At 43.5% G+C, this 18,738-nt stretch carries 15 protein-coding genes and 2 pseudogenes; all 17 read right to left on the reverse strand.

All coding sequences use genetic code 11. The features are described 5' to 3' along the window. Positions 1 to 144: 144 nt before the first annotated feature. The 17 genes and pseudogenes from NFS18_RS03480 to NFS18_RS03560 all read right to left on the reverse strand — a co-directional run bounded on the left by NFS18_RS03480 (position 145) and on the right by NFS18_RS03560 (position 18,617). Positions 145 to 1,047: a conjugal transfer protein gene (locus NFS18_RS03480; RefSeq protein WP_331477496.1), complete on the reverse strand. Its 903-nt coding sequence runs from the start codon at positions 1,045 to 1,047 to the stop codon at positions 145 to 147. A gap of 17 nt (positions 1,048 to 1,064) precedes the next feature. After that, positions 1,065 to 1,178: pseudogene (locus NFS18_RS03485) on the reverse strand (peptidase P60); the annotation flags it as partial. Positions 1,179 to 1,295: 117 nt separating this feature from the next. Then, the gene (locus tag NFS18_RS03490) at positions 1,296 to 3,092 is read right to left on the reverse strand and encodes a reverse transcriptase domain-containing protein (RefSeq protein ID WP_251387992.1); all 1,797 of its coding nucleotides are present in this window, start codon (positions 3,090 to 3,092) and stop codon (positions 1,296 to 1,298) included. A gap of 656 nt (positions 3,093 to 3,748) precedes the next feature. Continuing rightward, positions 3,749 to 4,636: pseudogene (locus tag NFS18_RS03495) on the reverse strand (bifunctional lytic transglycosylase/C40 family peptidase); the annotation flags it as partial. Further along, positions 4,633 to 6,732 carry a CD3337/EF1877 family mobilome membrane protein gene (locus tag NFS18_RS03500; RefSeq protein WP_251387994.1) on the reverse strand — a complete coding sequence of 700 codons (2,100 nt, stop codon included), beginning with the start codon at positions 6,730 to 6,732 and terminating at the stop codon, positions 4,633 to 4,635. The gene NFS18_RS03500 and the pseudogene NFS18_RS03495, both read right to left, overlap by 4 nt. A gap of 5 nt (positions 6,733 to 6,737) precedes the next feature. Beyond that, entirely contained in the window at positions 6,738 to 9,188 is a 2,451-nt protein-coding gene (gene tcpF / locus NFS18_RS03505; RefSeq protein WP_251387996.1) for a conjugal transfer ATPase TcpF, read from the reverse strand. Next, a complete protein-coding gene (locus NFS18_RS03510; RefSeq protein ID WP_251387998.1) occupies positions 9,175 to 9,564 on the reverse strand; it encodes a conjugal transfer protein in 390 nt (129 codons plus the stop codon). The genes tcpF and NFS18_RS03510 overlap by 14 nt, the downstream gene beginning before the upstream one ends. Positions 9,565 to 9,674: 110 nt before the next feature. Then, the gene (locus NFS18_RS03515) at positions 9,675 to 10,163 is read right to left on the reverse strand and encodes an antirestriction protein ArdA (protein ID WP_408631545.1); all 489 of its coding nucleotides are present in this window, start codon (positions 10,161 to 10,163) and stop codon (positions 9,675 to 9,677) included. 23 nt (positions 10,164 to 10,186) lie between these two features. After that, positions 10,187 to 10,681: an antirestriction protein ArdA gene (locus tag NFS18_RS03520; RefSeq protein ID WP_251388237.1), complete on the reverse strand. Its 495-nt coding sequence runs from the start codon at positions 10,679 to 10,681 to the stop codon at positions 10,187 to 10,189. Further along, a complete protein-coding gene (locus NFS18_RS03525) occupies positions 10,663 to 10,908 on the reverse strand; it encodes a hypothetical protein (protein WP_251388000.1) in 246 nt (81 codons plus the stop codon). The genes NFS18_RS03520 and NFS18_RS03525 overlap by 19 nt, the downstream gene beginning before the upstream one ends. Before the next feature lie 150 nt (positions 10,909 to 11,058). After that, on the reverse strand, positions 11,059 to 11,280 hold the full coding sequence (locus NFS18_RS03530; RefSeq protein WP_251388002.1) for a hypothetical protein: 222 nt from the start codon (positions 11,278 to 11,280) through the stop codon (positions 11,059 to 11,061). Beyond that, on the reverse strand, positions 11,280 to 11,411 hold the full coding sequence (locus NFS18_RS03535) for a DUF3789 domain-containing protein (protein ID WP_251388004.1): 132 nt from the start codon (positions 11,409 to 11,411) through the stop codon (positions 11,280 to 11,282). Before NFS18_RS03535 ends, NFS18_RS03530 begins: the two co-directional genes overlap by 1 nt. 4 nt (positions 11,412 to 11,415) lie before the next feature. Continuing rightward, positions 11,416 to 12,666, reverse strand: coding sequence for a MobT family relaxase (mobT, locus tag NFS18_RS03540; protein ID WP_251388006.1), 1,251 nt, complete (start codon positions 12,664 to 12,666; stop codon positions 11,416 to 11,418). 136 nt (positions 12,667 to 12,802) lie between these two features. After that, complete coding sequence (locus NFS18_RS03545; RefSeq protein ID WP_251388008.1) at positions 12,803 to 14,206, reverse strand: helicase HerA domain-containing protein; 1,404 nt, start codon at positions 14,204 to 14,206, stop codon at positions 12,803 to 12,805. A 16-nt stretch (positions 14,207 to 14,222) separates the two neighbouring features. Then, positions 14,223 to 14,609: a YdcP family protein gene (locus NFS18_RS03550; RefSeq protein WP_251388010.1), complete on the reverse strand. Its 387-nt coding sequence runs from the start codon at positions 14,607 to 14,609 to the stop codon at positions 14,223 to 14,225. A gap of 15 nt (positions 14,610 to 14,624) precedes the next feature. Continuing rightward, positions 14,625 to 14,939: a YdcP family protein gene (locus NFS18_RS03555; protein WP_251388012.1), complete on the reverse strand. Its 315-nt coding sequence runs from the start codon at positions 14,937 to 14,939 to the stop codon at positions 14,625 to 14,627. A 246-nt stretch (positions 14,940 to 15,185) separates the two neighbouring features. Beyond that, positions 15,186 to 18,617 carry a VaFE repeat-containing surface-anchored protein gene (locus tag NFS18_RS03560; protein ID WP_251388013.1) on the reverse strand — a complete coding sequence of 1,144 codons (3,432 nt, stop codon included), beginning with the start codon at positions 18,615 to 18,617 and terminating at the stop codon, positions 15,186 to 15,188. Between the last annotated feature and the right edge of the window lie 121 nt (positions 18,618 to 18,738).

Genomic DNA, 18,738 nt, shown 5'->3' on the forward strand with positions numbered 1-18,738 from the left:
TTATACTACTTAGGGATTGCAAAGGCTATTATTTGTTTATGTGCAATAGCCTTTGCTATGCACTCATTTTATTTACAGCCATTGTATCTGCTCCTTTCTTTATCTGATATTAGAATAGCGGAATTTGATGAAATATTCAACTCATTATTTTACAATCTTCCAGTTACTATCTTTTTGCAGCGTCAAATCAAACTGTGAAATCTGTGTTGCTTTCGTTCTCTGGTCGAGATATTTCACTGATACTGATACTTTGACCTGTTCACCATCTTTGATGAAGACAGGATTTACCAGCTCCGAAAACAGATAATCGCAGTTTACAGGTTCAAGCACATTTCCAGATACATAATAGGCAAGTTCCTTTTCCGTAGCGGTAGGGTATAGCTTGAAGAATGTTTCCAAGAACTCTGTTACTTCCTCCGTCGTGGTAGCGTCCACCGTTCCGTCCGATTCCTTTGCTTTTGGCTCATAGCTGGATTTTGTCGGTGTGCTGCTGATGGTCGGATTCTGCGTGATAACCATGTTTCCGTCACCATCTACATGAACCACTACCATGTAAGCGGAAGTGTAACCGATTGATGTTTCACCCTCCGTTACCGTCTGATCTACCGAGTAGACAACGGTAAAGTCGTCTGCTTGAGCCTGTTCTATATCCCAAATCTTTACGTCTGTAACCGCCACACTTGTGGGTATATCCTGCCTTACCGTATCGACGTTCAAATCCTGCAAGCTCTTAGTCAGATAGTTGTTGATGGCTGTGGTTCTTTTGTCAATGGATTCCTGCGTGTTGCTCCAAGAATAGTAGGACTTCGCAAACGCTCTGACAAAGTTCTCTATCTTGTTAGTGTCAACGATTCTTTGTTCAATGACTTCCTTTTCATGTACCGTGTGCATATCAATGGCGGTGAAGTTTTTATATACTCCGAAGCTGACGCTTGCAATCAGCACCAGCCATAAGGCAATCACGGTTTTCTTGTGCGTGCCGACTTTCATCACAGGCACGTGTCTTTCTTTTTTCGGTTTCGATTCTTTATTCTTTTTCTTGAATATCATAGTACCATTCCTTTCTATTTTGTTTTTACCCGTCCAGCACCAATCAAGTGTTGCTGCCAGTACGAGCCTGTTAAATCTGCATATCCGATAGGATTTCCAGCATGATACATTCTGTTGTTTCCTGCATAGTAGAGTAGGAAAGCACCGCCTTTCCCTATTTCTAAGGTAGGTTTGTGCAGTCCTCTCCCCGAACCGTGCTTGCATTTCTCAATGCACACGGCTCTCCATCTTTGCTCCGTTACAGGTTATTTCTTTTCGCCATGATGTATAGCCATGTGACACTTGTGGCATACCACGATTGTTTTCCGTCTTTTGGCTATCATTATCTTTTCCCATTCTGATTTTCCTTTAAGGTTTTTAACCTTGTTTACATGATGAATTTCGTATCTGTCACTTTCCGTACACCCACATACTTCACATATCTTCGCCTTTAATCGGCTTTCTAATGTTGTTACGTCATGGGAATAATTTTTAGCTGTTTGTGGAACAATATCAGTAAACTTCTTTCCTTTGCAATCAGCATAATTCGCAAAATACATTTTCTTTATTCCTGTTTTAGTTTCATAAGGAATAGCCCATTTGCCTGTACCGTCTTTATACATAGCTCTAATTTTAGAAACTTTGGAACGGTGCTTTCCTGCAAGTGTTTTCAAACAACTATATTCCATAAGATAATTGAAATAGATTAGCTTGTTAAAATTGCTTGCCAACCCATAATAATTACAGATACCTCTTAATTCTGCATTATAAATAGTCACTATTTCCAAATCTGTCCTATTAAGCAGTTGAGGTCGGTGTATAGGTTCTAATTTCCCATTGTCTGACCTCTGCTTTACAATTCCATTTGAAAATAAAAATTTCTCTATCTTGTCTTTGAATGGAATACTCAATTCCACCTTGTTATTCATAGAACGGGTTTTGAATTTTCCTTTTGGTTTAATCTGCTGGTCACGGCGTACTCTGACATCATATCCGAGAAAACGAGCAGGAGTATTACTGTGTGTAATCAGAGTTTTTTCTTGACTAAGTTCCATTTTTAATGTGGTACTTATAAATTCTGTAAGTTCTTGCTTAATCTTCTCACAATCCTGTCGATTGCCATTCACAGCTATTAGGAAATCATCAGCGTAACGCACATATTTTATTTTCTTGTCGTCACATTGTTTCGCTGGTAGTTTGAGCATTTGAGCCGTTGCAGATTTATATTCTTCAATCAGCTTTTCTCTTTCTATACCGTTGCTATTTTTAATTTTGTTGTGTAATCTTTGGCGTAGTCCTACCAGTTTTGTATATTCTGGTGTATAACGTGCCTTTGTTGCCACATCAAACTCTTTCTTTATTTTCATTACGTGACGGTCTAATTCATTAAGGTAGATATTCGCAAGAATAGGCGAAATGATACCACCTTGAGGGCAACCGCTATATGTTTCGTGGTATTTCCAATCTTCCATATAACCTGCCTTTAAGAATGAACGAATGAGTTTCAGAAAACGTGCGTCTTTAATTTTCTGATCGATAATTTCCACAAGTACCGCATGATTGATGTTATCAAAACACCCTTTTATGTCGCCCTCTATAAACCAGCGTGCTCCTGTAAATTCTTTTTTTATTTGAGCAAGAGCAGTATGACAACTTCTTGCTGGTCGGAAACCGTGAGAGTAGTCTGAAAAAATAGGCTCATAGATTGCTTCTAATATCATGCGTATTGCTTCCTGTATCAGCTTATCAGTAAAGACAGGCAGTCCTAAGGGACGCATTTTGCCATTTGATTTTTTGATGTATGTACGTCTTACTGGTTTTGGTTGATACATTTCATTTTTTAAGGCTTCAATGATATTTTCAATATATATTTCGCTAAAACCGTCCGCTGTGTCGTCTGTTACACCCTTTGTTCCTGCTCCTTTGTTGGAGTAGAGGTGTTGATATGTAACATAGTATATATCTGGACGGAGTAAATATCGATAGAGCCTTGTAAATACTTCATCATGGTTCTTTTTTGAATTTTCCTGTAATTTGGTTAAAATCTCCATTGTTGGTTTCATTTGAGGTTTTCCTCCCTAATCAATTTCTAATTTTAATTCGCTAAGACTGCTTTCCTTCGCCATGTGAACGGTTTTCCCGTATCCGATTTTACGGCTTTCCCTGTCTTTTCAGGGTTCTCAGACTACTATGAAAGCTCCGTTACCTTGCCAGATTTTCAGCGTCATCTCACTTAGCATAGCCTTGTGATTTATCACTACAAGAGCATTACACATAGCCATTGTAGGCATTCTGGTTTAGGTAATCTCCAGTTGACGAAAGTAGTAGGCTGGTGTGAATTGTCGGATATGCTTTCGTTCCGTTACTACTGGTTCTCCAGCGTACCGTATGAGTTAATTGATAACCCACTGAAAGGCATTTATTTTCAGCGTTACTCATACCACAGGTTTCAGACAAGTTTCCTGTGTCCACACGTAACAGAGGTTTGGAACTCACATTCAACAAATCTAGTTTTATCCTCATATTCACTTAACCTTGCAGTTCAGTCGTGCTCTATTGTCTTTGAACAACTTTCTGCTTTCCTGCCGTGCTATTTTCCCGTACAGTTTTCACCTTTCGGTTAGGCAGGTGGTTTCCCGTGTTATCTTACGGGGTAGTGCCTTTTTTTTCTGTCCCCCTTTCTTTAATCTACTTCTAACTTTCGTCCCTCTGGACGCACGATACCAACGTGTGTTACATATGTTCCAGCGTTATAGGTGGAGTGGAAGAATACCAAGTCACCAGCTTTCGCCTGTGACAGCGGTATGTGCTGCGTAGCGTCATACTGTGCCTGTGCGGTACGGGGCAGGCTGATACCAGCCTTTCCATAACACCACTGAACCAGACCAGAACAATCAAAGCTGGTGTTTGGATTGCTGCCGCCAAAGACATATTTCCATCCTTGATACTTCAACGCTTCGTTGAAGATTGCCTGTGCGGTAGCGTCACTGAAACTGGGAACCGCTAAATACTGGTTCACCAGCCGCACATAAAACATATTTCCATACTTATAACGCCAGCCGCCATTTTCCTTAATGGCAATCTCATTTTTATAAGTGACTTTCACACCGCCTGACTTATCCCTTGCGAAATTGACAGCCAGCGGAGAGGTGTACTTCTTGCCATGCTTCGCCACATAATCAATGAAGCCTCCGCCATAGTTATAGGCTTGTACCACCGTGTCAATATCACAGCCTTTTGCTTCTGCGGATTTCAACAGCTCCGAGAAGTATTTACACCCCTGTTTGATGGATTCCTCCGTGGAAAGGGAGTTGGGCGGCAAACCGAGGGATTCTGACGATTGCATAACGTCCGCTACCGTGCCGCCAGATTCTACCTGCATGATGGCAAGCAGGTAATTCACATAGTCCTCAATCCCGTATTCCTTTGCGTATTTTTCCACCGTCGGCTGATGTTTCAGCACTTCCTCCGACAGATTCAATCCAGAAAAATCAAAATGGGACGTGCTGCTTTCTTCATCATCTGCGGTCACGATAAACAGGAACAGAAGCAAACTGATAACCACCGTGAATATCCCACCGAATACCGCTAAATGCCTTAGCTTCATTTCTTACTTCCTTTCCTTTGGGCGGTCTTGTTCACGGTGGATTTTATGACATTCTTTTTTTGTACGGTCTTTGTCTGCTTCTGGCGTTGCACGGTCTGACGGGTCATATTTTCAGCAGGTACAGCCTGTTTCGTTGTATCTGGTGAAGCCTTTCTGGCAACCTGTGTCCTTACATTTTCCTGCTGTCTGGCAACAGGTTCTTTTGCTCTGGCAGATTGTGATTGTTTCTTTGTCACAGTTGCAGGACGTTCTTTCGTAGCAGATTCCTGTTTAGAAGCTGCTGCTTGTGGAGCTGCCTTTGTAGGTACAGGCGTTGTCACTGGTCGCTCATGCACTGGGGCAGTTCCTTTTGTCACTGATCCAGCGACCTGTCGCTCCTTATCCTGTTCCACACGCTTCTTATCAACTATCGGTCTTTGCTTATCCTGTTTCTCCGATTGTGGTTGTTTTGATACCGCCTTTTTATCCACGATACCGCGCTTAGAATCCGACACCTCCTGCGTCTGGCTTGTAGAGCTGCTATGTACTGTCGATTGAGAAGAATCTTTTTGATTCATGTTATCAGGCAGAGCTGGCGGCTTTCCCTTACCTCCGCTATGGGAAGATGGATTGTCATGGTTTGGTCTGGAATGACCGCTGCCTGCTGATTTTGTCTTATCTGTCTTTTTCGTAGAAGCAGAAGCAGCCGCAGCACCAACAGCACCGCCAGCAGCACCAGCCGCCACCGTTCTTCCGATTTTACGCTCCAAGCGTCTGGCTCTGCGGCTTAGGAACATATACGGTCTACGCATGATACGTCTGCCGACCTGCTGTGTATCGTTTGCCTGTAAGCTGAACATGGACATCAAATCACCCAGCTTCATGTAAATACCTGCAAAGGTGACTATCTGCAAAAAGGCAACCATGAAGAACGGATAGCCAGAGGAAATCGAATAAAACATAGTGGATATGCTGAAAGCTGTCGTGATAATCAGCGTAATACCAGCACGAAGCATGATAGTGTTAAACAGTTTTGTAAGTGCCTTTTTCGCCATTCCCTCATAGGTCGGTATCATGGATAAAATAAAGCTAATCGGCAGGAACATAGCGTAAATGATAAATAGTACCTGTGAGAAAATCATCATGCCCGTAAGCAGGAATACAAAGATGGAGATTCCGATATTGAAGATAAACAGGAATACCACCGTCCCTAGTCGGCTCATGGTCTTTGTGACGCTTAAATTCGCATTATCCCTGTCCTCGATTTCCTCAACAACAACATCCTCCCTGTCGTCCGTGTCTGGACTTGCCGACAACAGGCTTTCCACACGGTCAGCACCAAGCGTTTCTATATCCGATTCCCCATATTGTAACAGCAGCCACGGTTGTTTCACCTGTATGGAAAATAAGCTATCCCTTATCAAGTCTACACTGTCTTTTCCTTTGCTGTTGGAATCGGGCAGCACAATCTTTGTGCCAAGTGATAACGCCGAGCTGCTTATATCAGCGGAAAAGTCATTGATTTTGCTGATATAGTTTGGAGCGTAGGCAATAAAGGACGCTGACAGGACAAATACCACAAGGAAATTGACTACCGCATGAACCGCTTTTGTGGTTTCCCTCTTGATAAGTCCTGTGTACGCCACATAGATACCCATTACCAGAATGAGGATAAGCAGGAATCCCACATAGAACCCCTCACTGGAAAAACCGCTGGAAGTGACACCTGCAAGCGTCTGAATATTCTTTCCGATTGCATTTGCGGTGTCAGAGATAAAATCCAGCTTATAGGCTTCCTGTACCACATATCCCGTTGCATTGGAGATATAAAGGCTCACCGTCCAGACAAAGTTCGTGATAGCATATAGTCCGTACTGAATACTTTTTCCGATACCATCAAGCCAGTTCCACGGCAGCCAATCCCAACCCGAATCCACATAGAAATCCAACTGGTAGTTTTCCAGCGGATATTTTGAATAGGCGTTAGCGTCGCTCACCGTATTGTCTACCAGACCAGCCGCATGAGCTACCGTACCCGTGATTGCCAGAAACACCAGCACACCGAGAATCACCGCAAACGTGATAAGCAGATAGCGGACTATCTTTTTCTTATCCATAGGCTTCACCTCGATTCTTCCGTCTGTACTGGCGGTCTGGTGTCAAAGGCATGGAACAGGTCAGCGAATACAGGGTGAATCTGGATAACTCCTACACGCCCATATAAATCTTGAAACAGGCATTGTCCGTTTTCCAAATCCCTAAGCCGCTTTTGGTTGCCCTCGTCCTCTTTATCCACACCGAAAAATTCAAGGGTATTTTTGATTTCCTTTATATCTGTGCTTCTAAAGGCAAACTTCAAGCCGATATTGTTCTTCATCTTTTCGTCGTCCACATCACCAGAGTTTTGTGTCACAAAGTAAACTGCGGCGTTCATGGAACGACCAGCACGAAGCAGCTTGTTGGAGAGAGCTTTTCCCTGTGCCACCTGTAAGAACGTCCACGCTTCGTCTAAATCCACCATCTTGAAAATGCTTCTGTCCGAATGGATAAAGTCTAAGGCAAAGGTACTAATGACAATCAACATAGCCACTGAAAGCAGCTCCATAGTGGTGTATTCCGTGAAAGTCGTGTCCTTATCTGGCAGTACAAGGTCTGCCACCTGTATGATATTTAATTGTCGGTCTAAGCTGATGGACTGCTTTACGTCACCGTCCGAGAATAAGAGGTGTGCAAAGTCATAGTCCGTCATGCTTTCGATATGGTCTGCGATATTCTCTGCCACAGGTGAACCGTCTTTGCGGAGTTCATCAATGACACGCAGCAACCCACGCTGTTTACTCTGTGTGACAGAACGGATTGCACGTCTAAGGACAGGGAACTTTTCACCGTCACGGGAAGAAATACCCGTAAGGAATGTAAGTATATCAATCGCAAGGCTTTCAGCGTCTTTTGTACGCTTCATAATCACATACGGGTCAAGTAGTCCTTTGTTCCTGTCCTCACTGGTAAGGTTGACGATTTTTATTTCATGTGCAATATCGGGTAAGGTTTCCTGCCAGTTGCCACGCTCTGATTTCGGGTCTACAATGACCGCCTTTCCTCCAAACAGTACCGCATAATAAATAATCAGATTGTTGCAGAATGACTTTCCGCCACCAAGCGAACCGAGAAACGCTGCCGCAAGAGCATTCGTCACTGAACCCTTAACGCCCTGTGCTGCAAGGCTGGGTTTCAGATATACGTTTTTCCCTGTGTCGAGGTTATAGCCGATATAGATACCGTCTGTTTCCCCAAGCTGCTGTGTCGCACCGAATCCAAGTCCAGCGAGAAAATCACTGGTAACATACTGGATATAATCATTGATGTAACGCCTGCTTGACGGGATAAATTCACCGTGAAGCCCTAACATATCACCGAACGGGCGAACCAGCTTTACATTCAAATCGTCGTAAAAGTCCTTGACTTCATCACAACGTCTTTTCAGTTCTTCCAGAGTATCAGCCGCCACACGGATAACGTAAGATAATTTATACATGGATTCCTTTGATTGGTCTAAGCTGGTTTCCAGCTCATTGACCGAATCCAAAGCGTCCATGACATTACTTCCCGTTTCGTTATTGGATTCCCAAGCGTGGTTATCCAAGTCTTTCAATTCTTTTTTCTTGTTACGGACAGTGGTTAATGCTTTCTTATTCGTCACAATCTCTACATTCATAGAAGTGGAAACAGGGAACGTGAATTGTTGCTGCTGGTAATAAAATATCTCACTTGACGGAAAATCCAGCTCACCTACGATATTGTTAATCGTGAAGTAGGCGACATACGTCGTCTGATCTTCACGCTCAATCTTTAGGTATCGCTGGTTTTCGGTTATCTGGCAGCGTGTCGGGCGGATAAGGTCATATCGTTTTACCAGCGTTTCACGCTTTAGCTTCTTGACAGGCAGCTCATACGAATAATCACTGTACGCAACGCCTGTATTCCCGTAGATATGTTCCAAGAGATACCCAAAGTCGTTCTTATCCAGCCTGCGGAACTGAAAGCGGCGTGAGATTTTGCTCTCCAAGAGCTTTTCCATCTTCATAAAACGGTTGATTTCATCATTACTCATGGAAACAAAGTCACCCATGAGCCTGTGATTGACTTCATAGATAAAATCGGCAAAGGTCATAGCCGCTGATTTTCGCATGGCTTTCAGATTGATTTCTTCCTCATTTACCAGCAGCTTGAAGCCAAGAAAAAAGCGGTAGTCAATCTGATTTTCGCCAATCATTTCAACTAACGCTTCTGTCTGTTCGTCTACTTTTTTACAGGCTATTTCTTTCAATCTGCCTGTGATTCCTTTTTTGGAGCGTTCCTGCACCGCACGCAGGCTGTCCTCTGTGGCAATCTGTAGGGCATGGATTTTCCCGTCACGGTTCTGGGCGATAAGCTGTCGGAAACTGTCATGCACCATGTACTTTTCCTCTGGCGACAGGAACGAATAATTGTAAGGCGTCAGCTCATAGTAGGCGAAGCACTCACCGTCATGGTTGAACACCAGATTGTTTTCAATATATTTAATCGGGAACATACATCACACTCCTAACTGTCGTAATAACGGGATTGAATTTTTCATGTTTCAGCCTGATGGCTTTTCCTGCATAGGTCACTTTTGGTCGTAAGCAAAACGAAATACAGGATTTCAAGAATCCAAATGGCTTCTTCCCGTCAAAGGTCTTTTGCGATACGAACCATGTAAAAGCGACAGGGATTCCAAAGTATTTGAGGAACGCCCCGTCAATCATGGAAAAGGGCGGCAGCTCCCCAAAGAGAATCACGATAAGCAGCGACAGGACAAACCAAGCCATCTGGCTGAACGTGACAGGGAACGGGAGCTGAAAGTCGTTGATTGCATAAATGACTTTTTCCACGCTCCATATGCTTGTATAGCTTTTGATTTTCTTCAATTTTTACAGCTCCTTTCTTTTTCTTAAATGGAAACAGCAGCCTGTTTTCACAAGCTGCTGCATAAAAATAACCAGTGTCATTTCACTGGCATATGGTAAATATTCAGTTGTTAATACGGACATTCAAACACGCCATGATTGGTGACGACAAAACGCCCCTCTAAATCAAGGTCACGCCCGTAGGCTTCATAGTCTATGTAGTTTCTTATCCTGTCTGGTATCTCACCCAGACTTTGACATTCATCTATGAAGTAATAGGCAACGTCTGTCATATCGTCACAATCGGGATAATGGATAATATCGTCTGCGTGTTCGCATAATTCCTCTATGCTGCTGAAACAGCAGAGAAGTTCTGATAATTCGTCCTGTATATCCTCTGGTAAGTCCTCCACCATTTCACAAAGGCGGTTGATTTCCTCAATGGGCGTGTATTCGTCAATCTCAAAAGGCAGCTCATAATCATGGATAGCGTATTCTTCGTACCTGTCATTCAAGCCGATACGTTCTGCCATCTCGTCATAATCAACAGGCGGTGTGAACCACGCACCCACAAGCTCACCCTCATTATATTTTCCGAGATTGGCAACATAAATCCTCATTTCTTCGATACCACATCACCCCTTTACTGATAGCGGAATACGCCGCTTGTCGTGAAAAGGTATCTGTCGTCCATTTCCAGCTCGTTTCCGTAGGAATGGTAGTCGATATGTTTTTGAAGCTCGTGGGGAATCTCACCGAAAATATTTTCCTCACAGATAAGGTGTTCCGCCAGAGCTGCACCGTCACCCACATCATAGTAACGTATCTCGTCCTTGTGGTCGATAAATTCATCAAAGCTGGTGAACCATTTCTGTTGAATGGCTTTCATTTCATTACCGACAGGCGTACCCTCCATTTCAAGAACTATGCGGCAGTTGGCGTTGATTTCCCAAAGGGGCATATCGCTGTGTACGTCAAAGGGCAGCTCATAGTCTGCAATCTCAATCTGTTCTTCATGTTCCACACCGAGTTTTTCTCTGACTTCCTCAAAATCCACAGGGCAGCCAAACCAATCACCAGCGTATTCCTCGTCACCGTCACGGTAAGGTCTGGTATTGTTTAAAAGGTAGATTCGCATTTCCTGCAAGGCTTATCACTTCCTTTCTTCATTTCCAGTATTCCCATTATAACAGCATAATCTACGCCGAATACATAATGAGAGAATTTTTCTAATTGTTCTTTCGGGTATGTTAGCGGTACTTGTCGTTTGATTTCTTCCCATACCGCACGTTTACGGTAGGGTAAATCAGAAACATTGTCACAGCCGACCAGCTCTTTCATATCCTCAAAAATATCTGTTTTCAATGTAACCTCCATTTTTCTTGTTTTCATTTTTATAATTGACAGCGTTCGGGTATTTATTTGTGTACCATTCCGTCACCCCCTTTTCATTCCCCCTATGCCCGAACTCCCATAGGGGAAAGGTAAGTTTGCGTGTCCGCAAACGGATGATTCCTACGCACCGATAATCTTGTTGAATAACTGTAACAGTACGTCTTTCACTCCAGCGGCATTGAACACCAAACCGACAGCGATTAAGGCAATCACCAGAAAGCCGATAAGTTTGGAAAACTCACGCTTGAAACCAAGATATACCCCGATAACAGTGATTGCCATAAGCACAAGGGATTGTGCGTTAGATAAAAACCAGTTGTATAAGTTCTGTCCGAAATTCATTAGTTCTTTCTCCTTTCCATCATTTCAAAATCTCTGTCTGCGGCTTTACCAGCCTGTATCAGACACATAGTGACTACTCCGATACCAGCACCAAGCGATACCAGAAATAAATCAAATAATACATGCTTCATGTTGTCATTCCTCCTGTTCTGTAATGAGTTCCTCTGTGGAAGTGGTCTGCTGTTCAATCAGTTTTTTGTGACGCTCGGTGAGCTTTGCATGGTCTAAAATGTCTTTAAGATAGGTCGTACCGTTGGTACTGTCTATCTGCTGTAAGACTTTCCATGTAGGAGCTACCTGTCTGCTTATCCAGTTGAGCGTCCGAGTGAGTGTATACGGTTCTGGTTTGGTCGTTAATTTCAAACGCCCACGATCAGAACCGATAAAGTACGCCCATTTCTCATTGGTTTTCCATTCGCTGCGTCGTTTATCCACCTCCCTGTCAGCGAACCGCATATAACGGTTGATGATGTCAAAAGCGGTACGCTCTGCGTCATGGTAGGTCAGCAGGTCACGCACCGCATAATAGGCTCGCTCATTTTTTAGCCTGATTTCAAAACGGTTCTTGATTTTCGTATCTTCAATGGCTATGTCATACTTTGCGTATTGTTCATAGTCCTTTTCATAGATACAGAAATAAACCTCCGATTTGAGCGAACCGATATAAAGCGTATTTCCCATTCCGTATTTATCCTGTTCGTTGCTTCTTACCAGCTCACCGCTGCGGTAGCTCTTGAAGCTGCGGAATACGGAAATACATTCTTCATGGTTGCATTTCTCTGTCAGCTCTGGAATATCTAAGATTCCTGCCATATCGTTGATGGCAAGGTCAAGACGCTTCATCACACCTCCCTCTATCAGAGCGTCCATGAGAAAGTCATACCAGCTCCTATGCTGTGCCAGCAGGTAACTTTCCATCTGCCGGCAGCCTTTGCCTTTCAGTTCTAACAATGTGCCTTTTTCCTTATCGGGTGAAGCCAGCACGAACACATCACCAAGCACATAATGTTCCGCATAAGAGTAGAACCCGAAATCTTCATGTATCATCACATCAAGCCTTAATTTGAGAATATCCTCAACCACGTGTTTTACGTCCTGTGTGGGGAATCGGATTCTGACGTAATCAAAGACCATTTCCAGCGGATTGTCTGGATTCAATCGCTCCAGAGCGTCCGTGAATTTCACCTTGATTTCTTCCGTCAAGGCTACTTTTCCAGATTCAAGCCTGCTGATGTATTCACGACTAACGCCAGCCATGACCGCAAGCTGATTCTGGGAAACGCCGTACTGCGTCCGTGTTTCTTTAAAATCGTTTATCCAATCGGTATCATTCAGTGAAAATCCCTCCAATCGAAAAAGGAATGTGACAGTTACCGATTTTGTCACACTCCCTTGAATGTTTAAAAAGTCCACTGTTCAAGCGGTCTTTCCGATATTTGATTAACTGTTTCCAGTTGATTTGTGCCCCCCTGTTAGATAATGGGGGGCGAATGGTTGGTGCGGCAAGCCGCACCAACACAGGCTAGTCCGTATCTGCGGCTTTCGCTTCGCACGCCGCCTGTCCGTCCTGCCTGTTTTGTGCCAGTTTCCCTATTTCTTTCAGAAAATCGTGTCCTTTGGGTACAAGGGGAGTGTAAAACTCTGATATGACACTTGTTCCCGTATCGACATAGCCACGACCTTTTATCTGTTTTAGAAAAAAGTCCTTATCCACCTCACCAAACATCATGGAATAGCCAAGCTCTGACATACGACCAAGAGCGACACGGAAATTGAACTGGTCACGGATTCCGTCACCGAGATACTTTGCGTCTGGACGCTGACAGGCGAGAATCAGAAAATATCCTGCCTGTCGTCCGAGCATGACTATCTGTTTGAGCTTATTTAAAACAGCAGCGTTTTCCTTAGTCGTCAGCATTTCCATAAATGCCACATATTCATCAAATATGAGAAAATGCGGAGCAAGACCGAGATAAGCATAGTTTTCACCTGTCTTGTAATCGTCTAACTGTTTCATGCTTTCCGAGCGTTCCATCATGCCATCATAGAACCTGTCAATACAGGCGGTTATATCGTCCTTTTTATAATAGACCTCTGGCATGACAACGGATAAATCCGCAAGGTCGGCGTTCTTTGGGTCTAACACACACATGACCGCATTACAGCGGAGCAGAGCTTCAATGATAGTGAGGATAAAATAAGTTTTACCGCCACCAGTGCCGCCAGCAATCAGCATATGGGGGAGCTTGTCATATTCCCACCAGACATTTTTCATCAGACGCAGGCTGCCATGTTCAGCCTGTACTTCGTCAATGGTAATTCTGTTTGCGATAGTGTCATAGAGCAGCACATATTCAACGTAGCTGTCCTTTAATTCTTTTGATACCAGCTCACAATACAAGCCTGTTTCCAGCTTCTTTTCCAAATGTAAGAGCTGGTCTTGATATTTCCCCAGCGTGATTTCTGTACGAATATACAATAGTCCATGTTCCATACGGTAATACAGTTTAGGGAAATAGGTGATTTTCTCTTTCTTGCTGGACGCTGGTAAATCCTTAAAAAAGCCGCTGTCCTGCGTTGTTTCCGATTCATACCAGCCATTCTCTAAAATCATACGTGCCAGCTTTTGACGGTGAAAGAGCTGCTTTACTCTGTCATACTGGAATCGTTGATATAAAAGGGCAGCGGTAGCACATACCAGAGCGGCTATAATGATAGTAAATATCATGTAAGGTGTTATGGTAAAATGGACGCTGCCATCTTGAAAAAGCGTAATTGCTTTCCAATCAGTAGTTAGGATTGTCTTTAGATTCAGCAGCATAACCACAGCAAGGAATAGCAGAAGCAGCGAGCCAGCAGAGAAACGAAAAACCAGTGACTTATCACTGGCTCTGATACGATTCCCACGTTTATGGAATTGTGGCATAGGCTAATTCCTTTCTTTATTTCTTATTCTGCGGCTGCTGGTTATGGTTCTGCGGATTTCCTGCGGATTGACCGTTTTTATTCTTCAAGACAATATCGTCTGCCTTGATATACCAATCAACGTCTGCCCCTTGAAACGTAGCGGTTGCCACCGTATCAGCCACAGGATTGATAAGCTCCACCTCTGCGTTGTAATCAAATTCCTTTAATGGAACAGTGGCAGGAATACTTACCTGTATCATGCGTCCTTGTTCCTTGCATTTCAAATCGTAGGTACGCTCCTTGATTTCTTCAGAAACCGTACCGTCCTCATTCTGGATATGTACCTCACGACGCAACGCCGAGAACTTCAATACCCCGAATGTTTTTTCCTTGTCAATAATGATTCCGTTTGCTAATCTCATAATCTCTTTACCTCCTTACGCTTTCACCATATCGTCAGCAGACAAGATATAGTTTGTAAATCCTCTAGTGCCGATTTTATAACCCTCTGCGGTGATTTTCGGGTTGATAAGCTTTACCTTTTCCTCTGATTCAAAATTCTTCTCACCAGCAGAAGCAGGGAGAACCACGATAATGTCGTCGGCTCTCTGTACGTCTGAATAAAGGTTGAAGCTACGGGAAACTACCGCCATGCGTCCGTTGATCCTGCGCTGTTCAACCTTATTTTCACCTGCAAATTCTAAATTCCCGAATGTCTTTTCCATGTTCGGGATAACGTGTTTTAATTCCATAAATATATTTACCTCTTTTCTTTCTGATTTTGTTTGATGTTATATAGTGTCATTCTGCTGTTGGGATAGTATCTGTCTGCCTGTGAATTATCAAGGGCAAGCGTTGTGCTTCGCACCCTTGACAATCCACATTCAGAAAGATAAATCGTAGTCAAGCAGAATTTAGTTGAGCTGTCAGCCACAGACTGACTTCTTTATGATGGGCGGTGAACGGGAAGTTGTTTTCATAAGCTGATACCTCCCGTATTATTTAGACTTTTTTACTCTGCGGAATCTCTTATAACCTGCAAAGATAAGACCAGCAGCGGAAATTCCCATCATAGCGAATAGTGCTGCAAATGGCGTGTTGTCACCTGTTTTTGGTGAAGTACCTGTTTTGTGTGGCGTGCTGGGTTCTTCTGGTGTGGTTGGTTTCTCTGGTGTAGGAGCTTCCTTGATTGTTACTGTCTGCCCCTCGTCCTTGATGTCCTTATGTTCCGCTACTTTGATAGGATTGTCTGGATTGGTTGTATCATACAATTCTTCAAACGTCACAAGTTCCTTACCGCCAAGCTCGCTGGCATTAAATGTAAATTCAATCTGAACCTCCATCTTAGTGTCAGTAGCGGTGAAAGTAAGGTCATTTTCCACACGCTTACCATTTATGATAAGCTCTGCATTTTCAGACTTCACCATTTCCCAACCTTTAAGGGTGTATTTTGTACCTTTTTCCAGACCGTCTAAAGTGACCGTATCAACGATAGTTATATTTTTACCAGCTTCGATTGTTTTTTCACTTGTTACTTTATCCGTAGCGGTTGTGTGCATAGTGATGATACGTTCTGTGATAGTCACTGTCTGCCCGTCGTCTTTGATGTCCTTATGTTCTGCTACCTTTGTAGGCTCGTCTGGATTGGATAAATCATACAATTCCTCGAATGTTACAAGGTCTTTGCCTGCAAGAGCAGAAGCATTGAATGTAAAAGCAATCTCGACTTCCATACTGGAATCTTCCGCAGTAAAGGTATAGTCACTCTCCACAGGTTGACCGTCAATCAAAAGCAGTGCATTTTCAGACTTCACCATCTGCCAGCCTTTGAGCTGATATGTTGTACCTTTTTCCAAGCCATCTAAAGTGACCGTATCAATGACAGTTACCTCTTTACCAGCAACAATCATCTTTTCACCTGTGGCTTTGTCGGCAGCGTTGGTATGAATTTCAATCACACGTTCTTCGATAGTCACGGTCTGCCCCTCGTCCTCAATGTCCTTGTGTTCTGCCACTTTGACAGGCTCGTCTGGATTGGTAAGGTCGTACAATTCTTCAAAGGTTACAAGGTCTTTACCGCCTAAAGCACTGGCATTGAAAGTAAAGGCAATCTCAACTTCCATTTTGGAATCCTTTGCGGTGAACGTATAATCATTTCCCACACGCTCACCGTCTACGATAAGCTCTGCGTTTTCAGACTTTACCATTTCCCAACCTTTAAGCTGGTACTTTGTGCCTTTTTCAAGACCATCTAAAGTGACCGTATCAACGATAGTTACGTCTTTACCAGCAATAATCATTTTTTCACCTGTTGCCTTATCGGCAGCGGTAGTATGGATAGAGATTTCTGGCTCGTATTCGTCTGTCAGTGTGCCTAAATCAATGACAACTTTGTTTCTTGATACTACCACATCAAAAGCAGGAATCAGCTTCAATCCCTTGTTGGAATCACAGCGTAATTCTTCAATTTCGTATGTATCATAAAGCAAAGCACCTTTGCTGTCGTCTGGCTCTGACGTACCGAACCAGATACCGTCCTCACTGGTCTTACCAGCGTTTGTGTTCTGCTTATGAGATACCCAATCGGCAGCGGTAGAGAACTGACCGTTTTTATCCGTCACAATGATGTGGCTCTCACCTGTGGTCTTGCTGGTGATTTTGAATGGCACGTTTGCCAATCGCTTGTGAGTGCCAGAACCGATTTTCACACCCTCAATATCACCACGCTTAATCTGATTGTAGATGGAATGTTCCTCTGATGTTAAATCAACGATTTCACTGTCATTCACAATGTCAAACTCACGGGAAACCGCACCGTCCTTTAAATATCCCTCTGGCGGCGTTACTTCATCAATTCTGTAATGTCCGTATGGGAGTGTGTCTGCGGCAGTAGTGGCGATACCGTCAACACCTGTATGGATTGTCTTGACTACCTCATTTTTCTTGTATAGCTTACCATCTACCAAGACAGCGTTATCATTTAAGGAAGTGATTTCAAAAGCAGTATATTTCAAAGCCGCACCGCCTTGTGGTTTTGTGTCTTTCGTTTCAAGGTCACGTTTTTGGATTTTTACACCGCCACGGATAACCTTGTCTGATACGGAATACTGGTTATATCCGCTTAATTTCGCAAGCTCTTCGTCCTCTGTAATCTGTGCCACATAGACACCGTTGATTTTTTCGGTGTTTCCGTTTGCCTGCATATATGCACCGTCTAAAAGATAACCCTTTGGAGCAGTTTTTTCCTCAACGGTAATCGTTCCAAGTGGCAGGCAGATAGTACCGTTTTGTGTATAGAAGCTGTCACCAGATACCTTATAGGAATCTGCTAATCTTGTGATATAGTGGATAGCGTTGTCGCTGCCTTTTTCCGCTTTGGTCTTTGTCGTCCATGTGCGTGTCGGCTGTGATGGAAGATTCTCTTTTGTGTAATACCCGTCATAATACTTCCAGACAAACTCTGCACCCTCTAAAGCAGCGTTACCCTGTGGCGTACTGTTGGAAGTTTCCATATCAATCTTGAAAAGTTCGATTAAGGTGTCTGTGACCTTTGGGGTATCGCTGACCTTTAAAGTGGCAGTTTCACCAGCCTTTACGGTAAGGGTATAGACCTCCTTATCCAACTGGAAACCTTTCGGAGCTTTTGTTTCTTTTACATAGTATGTTCCAGCTCTTAATTCCACGGTATCTGTATTGCCAGCACGATTGGTCGTAAGCGTGGCAACAGACTTCGTGCAGCCTTTATCAGAATAGACACCGTAAGCCGCACCAGAGAGGGAATAACAATCATTGTCGCTGGTAATTGTGGTATTACTGGAAGACTTCTGAATCTTTCCGTTTCCAACAGCCAGCTTCGCCCAGAACTGTCCTAAATCCTGCCCCTCGCCAGTATAGATATAGCCGCCGCAATCGTAGCGGTCTTTGTTTTCTTTAGCGAAAGCCTTTGCGTTCTCGTAGATTTTATCCTGTTCGCTTTTGGATATTTCATCATAGGCAACATGGGTGTTTTTATATCCCCAGCCTAAATGAACGCTTAATCTACGCCATACGGTACACTGTTGAAGCAAGTACGCCTGTTCGTCAGTAAATCCCTTTTTGGTATATTCCTTGACGTATTCCAGATTCAAGGCAACGTCTGTAATCTGTGCTTCGCTCAATCGTTCCGTTGCGTCCTTACGGGTTTTATAGCCAGATTGGAATGTTTCGCCTAACTGAATGCAATAGGCAGTTTCACCGTCAGCTTTCATCCAGCCTTCTTCAAAGGTGGACGCTTCTTCGCCGCCATCTGTCACCTTGACGACAGTACCCGTTTTTCCGTCAGAATGGGTGTAAACGGAATCAGCCGCCTGTACCTGTGTAACAGGTAATGCAGTAAATACGGTTGCAAGGGTGAGGACACCTGTAAGCAATCGTGTCATTAACTTTTTCATAATGTTTGATTCTCCTTTCATATGGGTAAAAAAATAGACGCTCATTTCTGAACGTCTAAAACTTGAAAGGCTTGTCCTCTCACACATATTTAATTTTGATAGGTACAACAGTTGCCTTTCT

This window comes from Mediterraneibacter agrestimuris (assembly GCF_943193195.1).
In the GTDB taxonomy this organism is placed as follows: Bacteria; Bacillota; Clostridia; order Lachnospirales; family Lachnospiraceae; genus Schaedlerella; species Schaedlerella agrestimuris.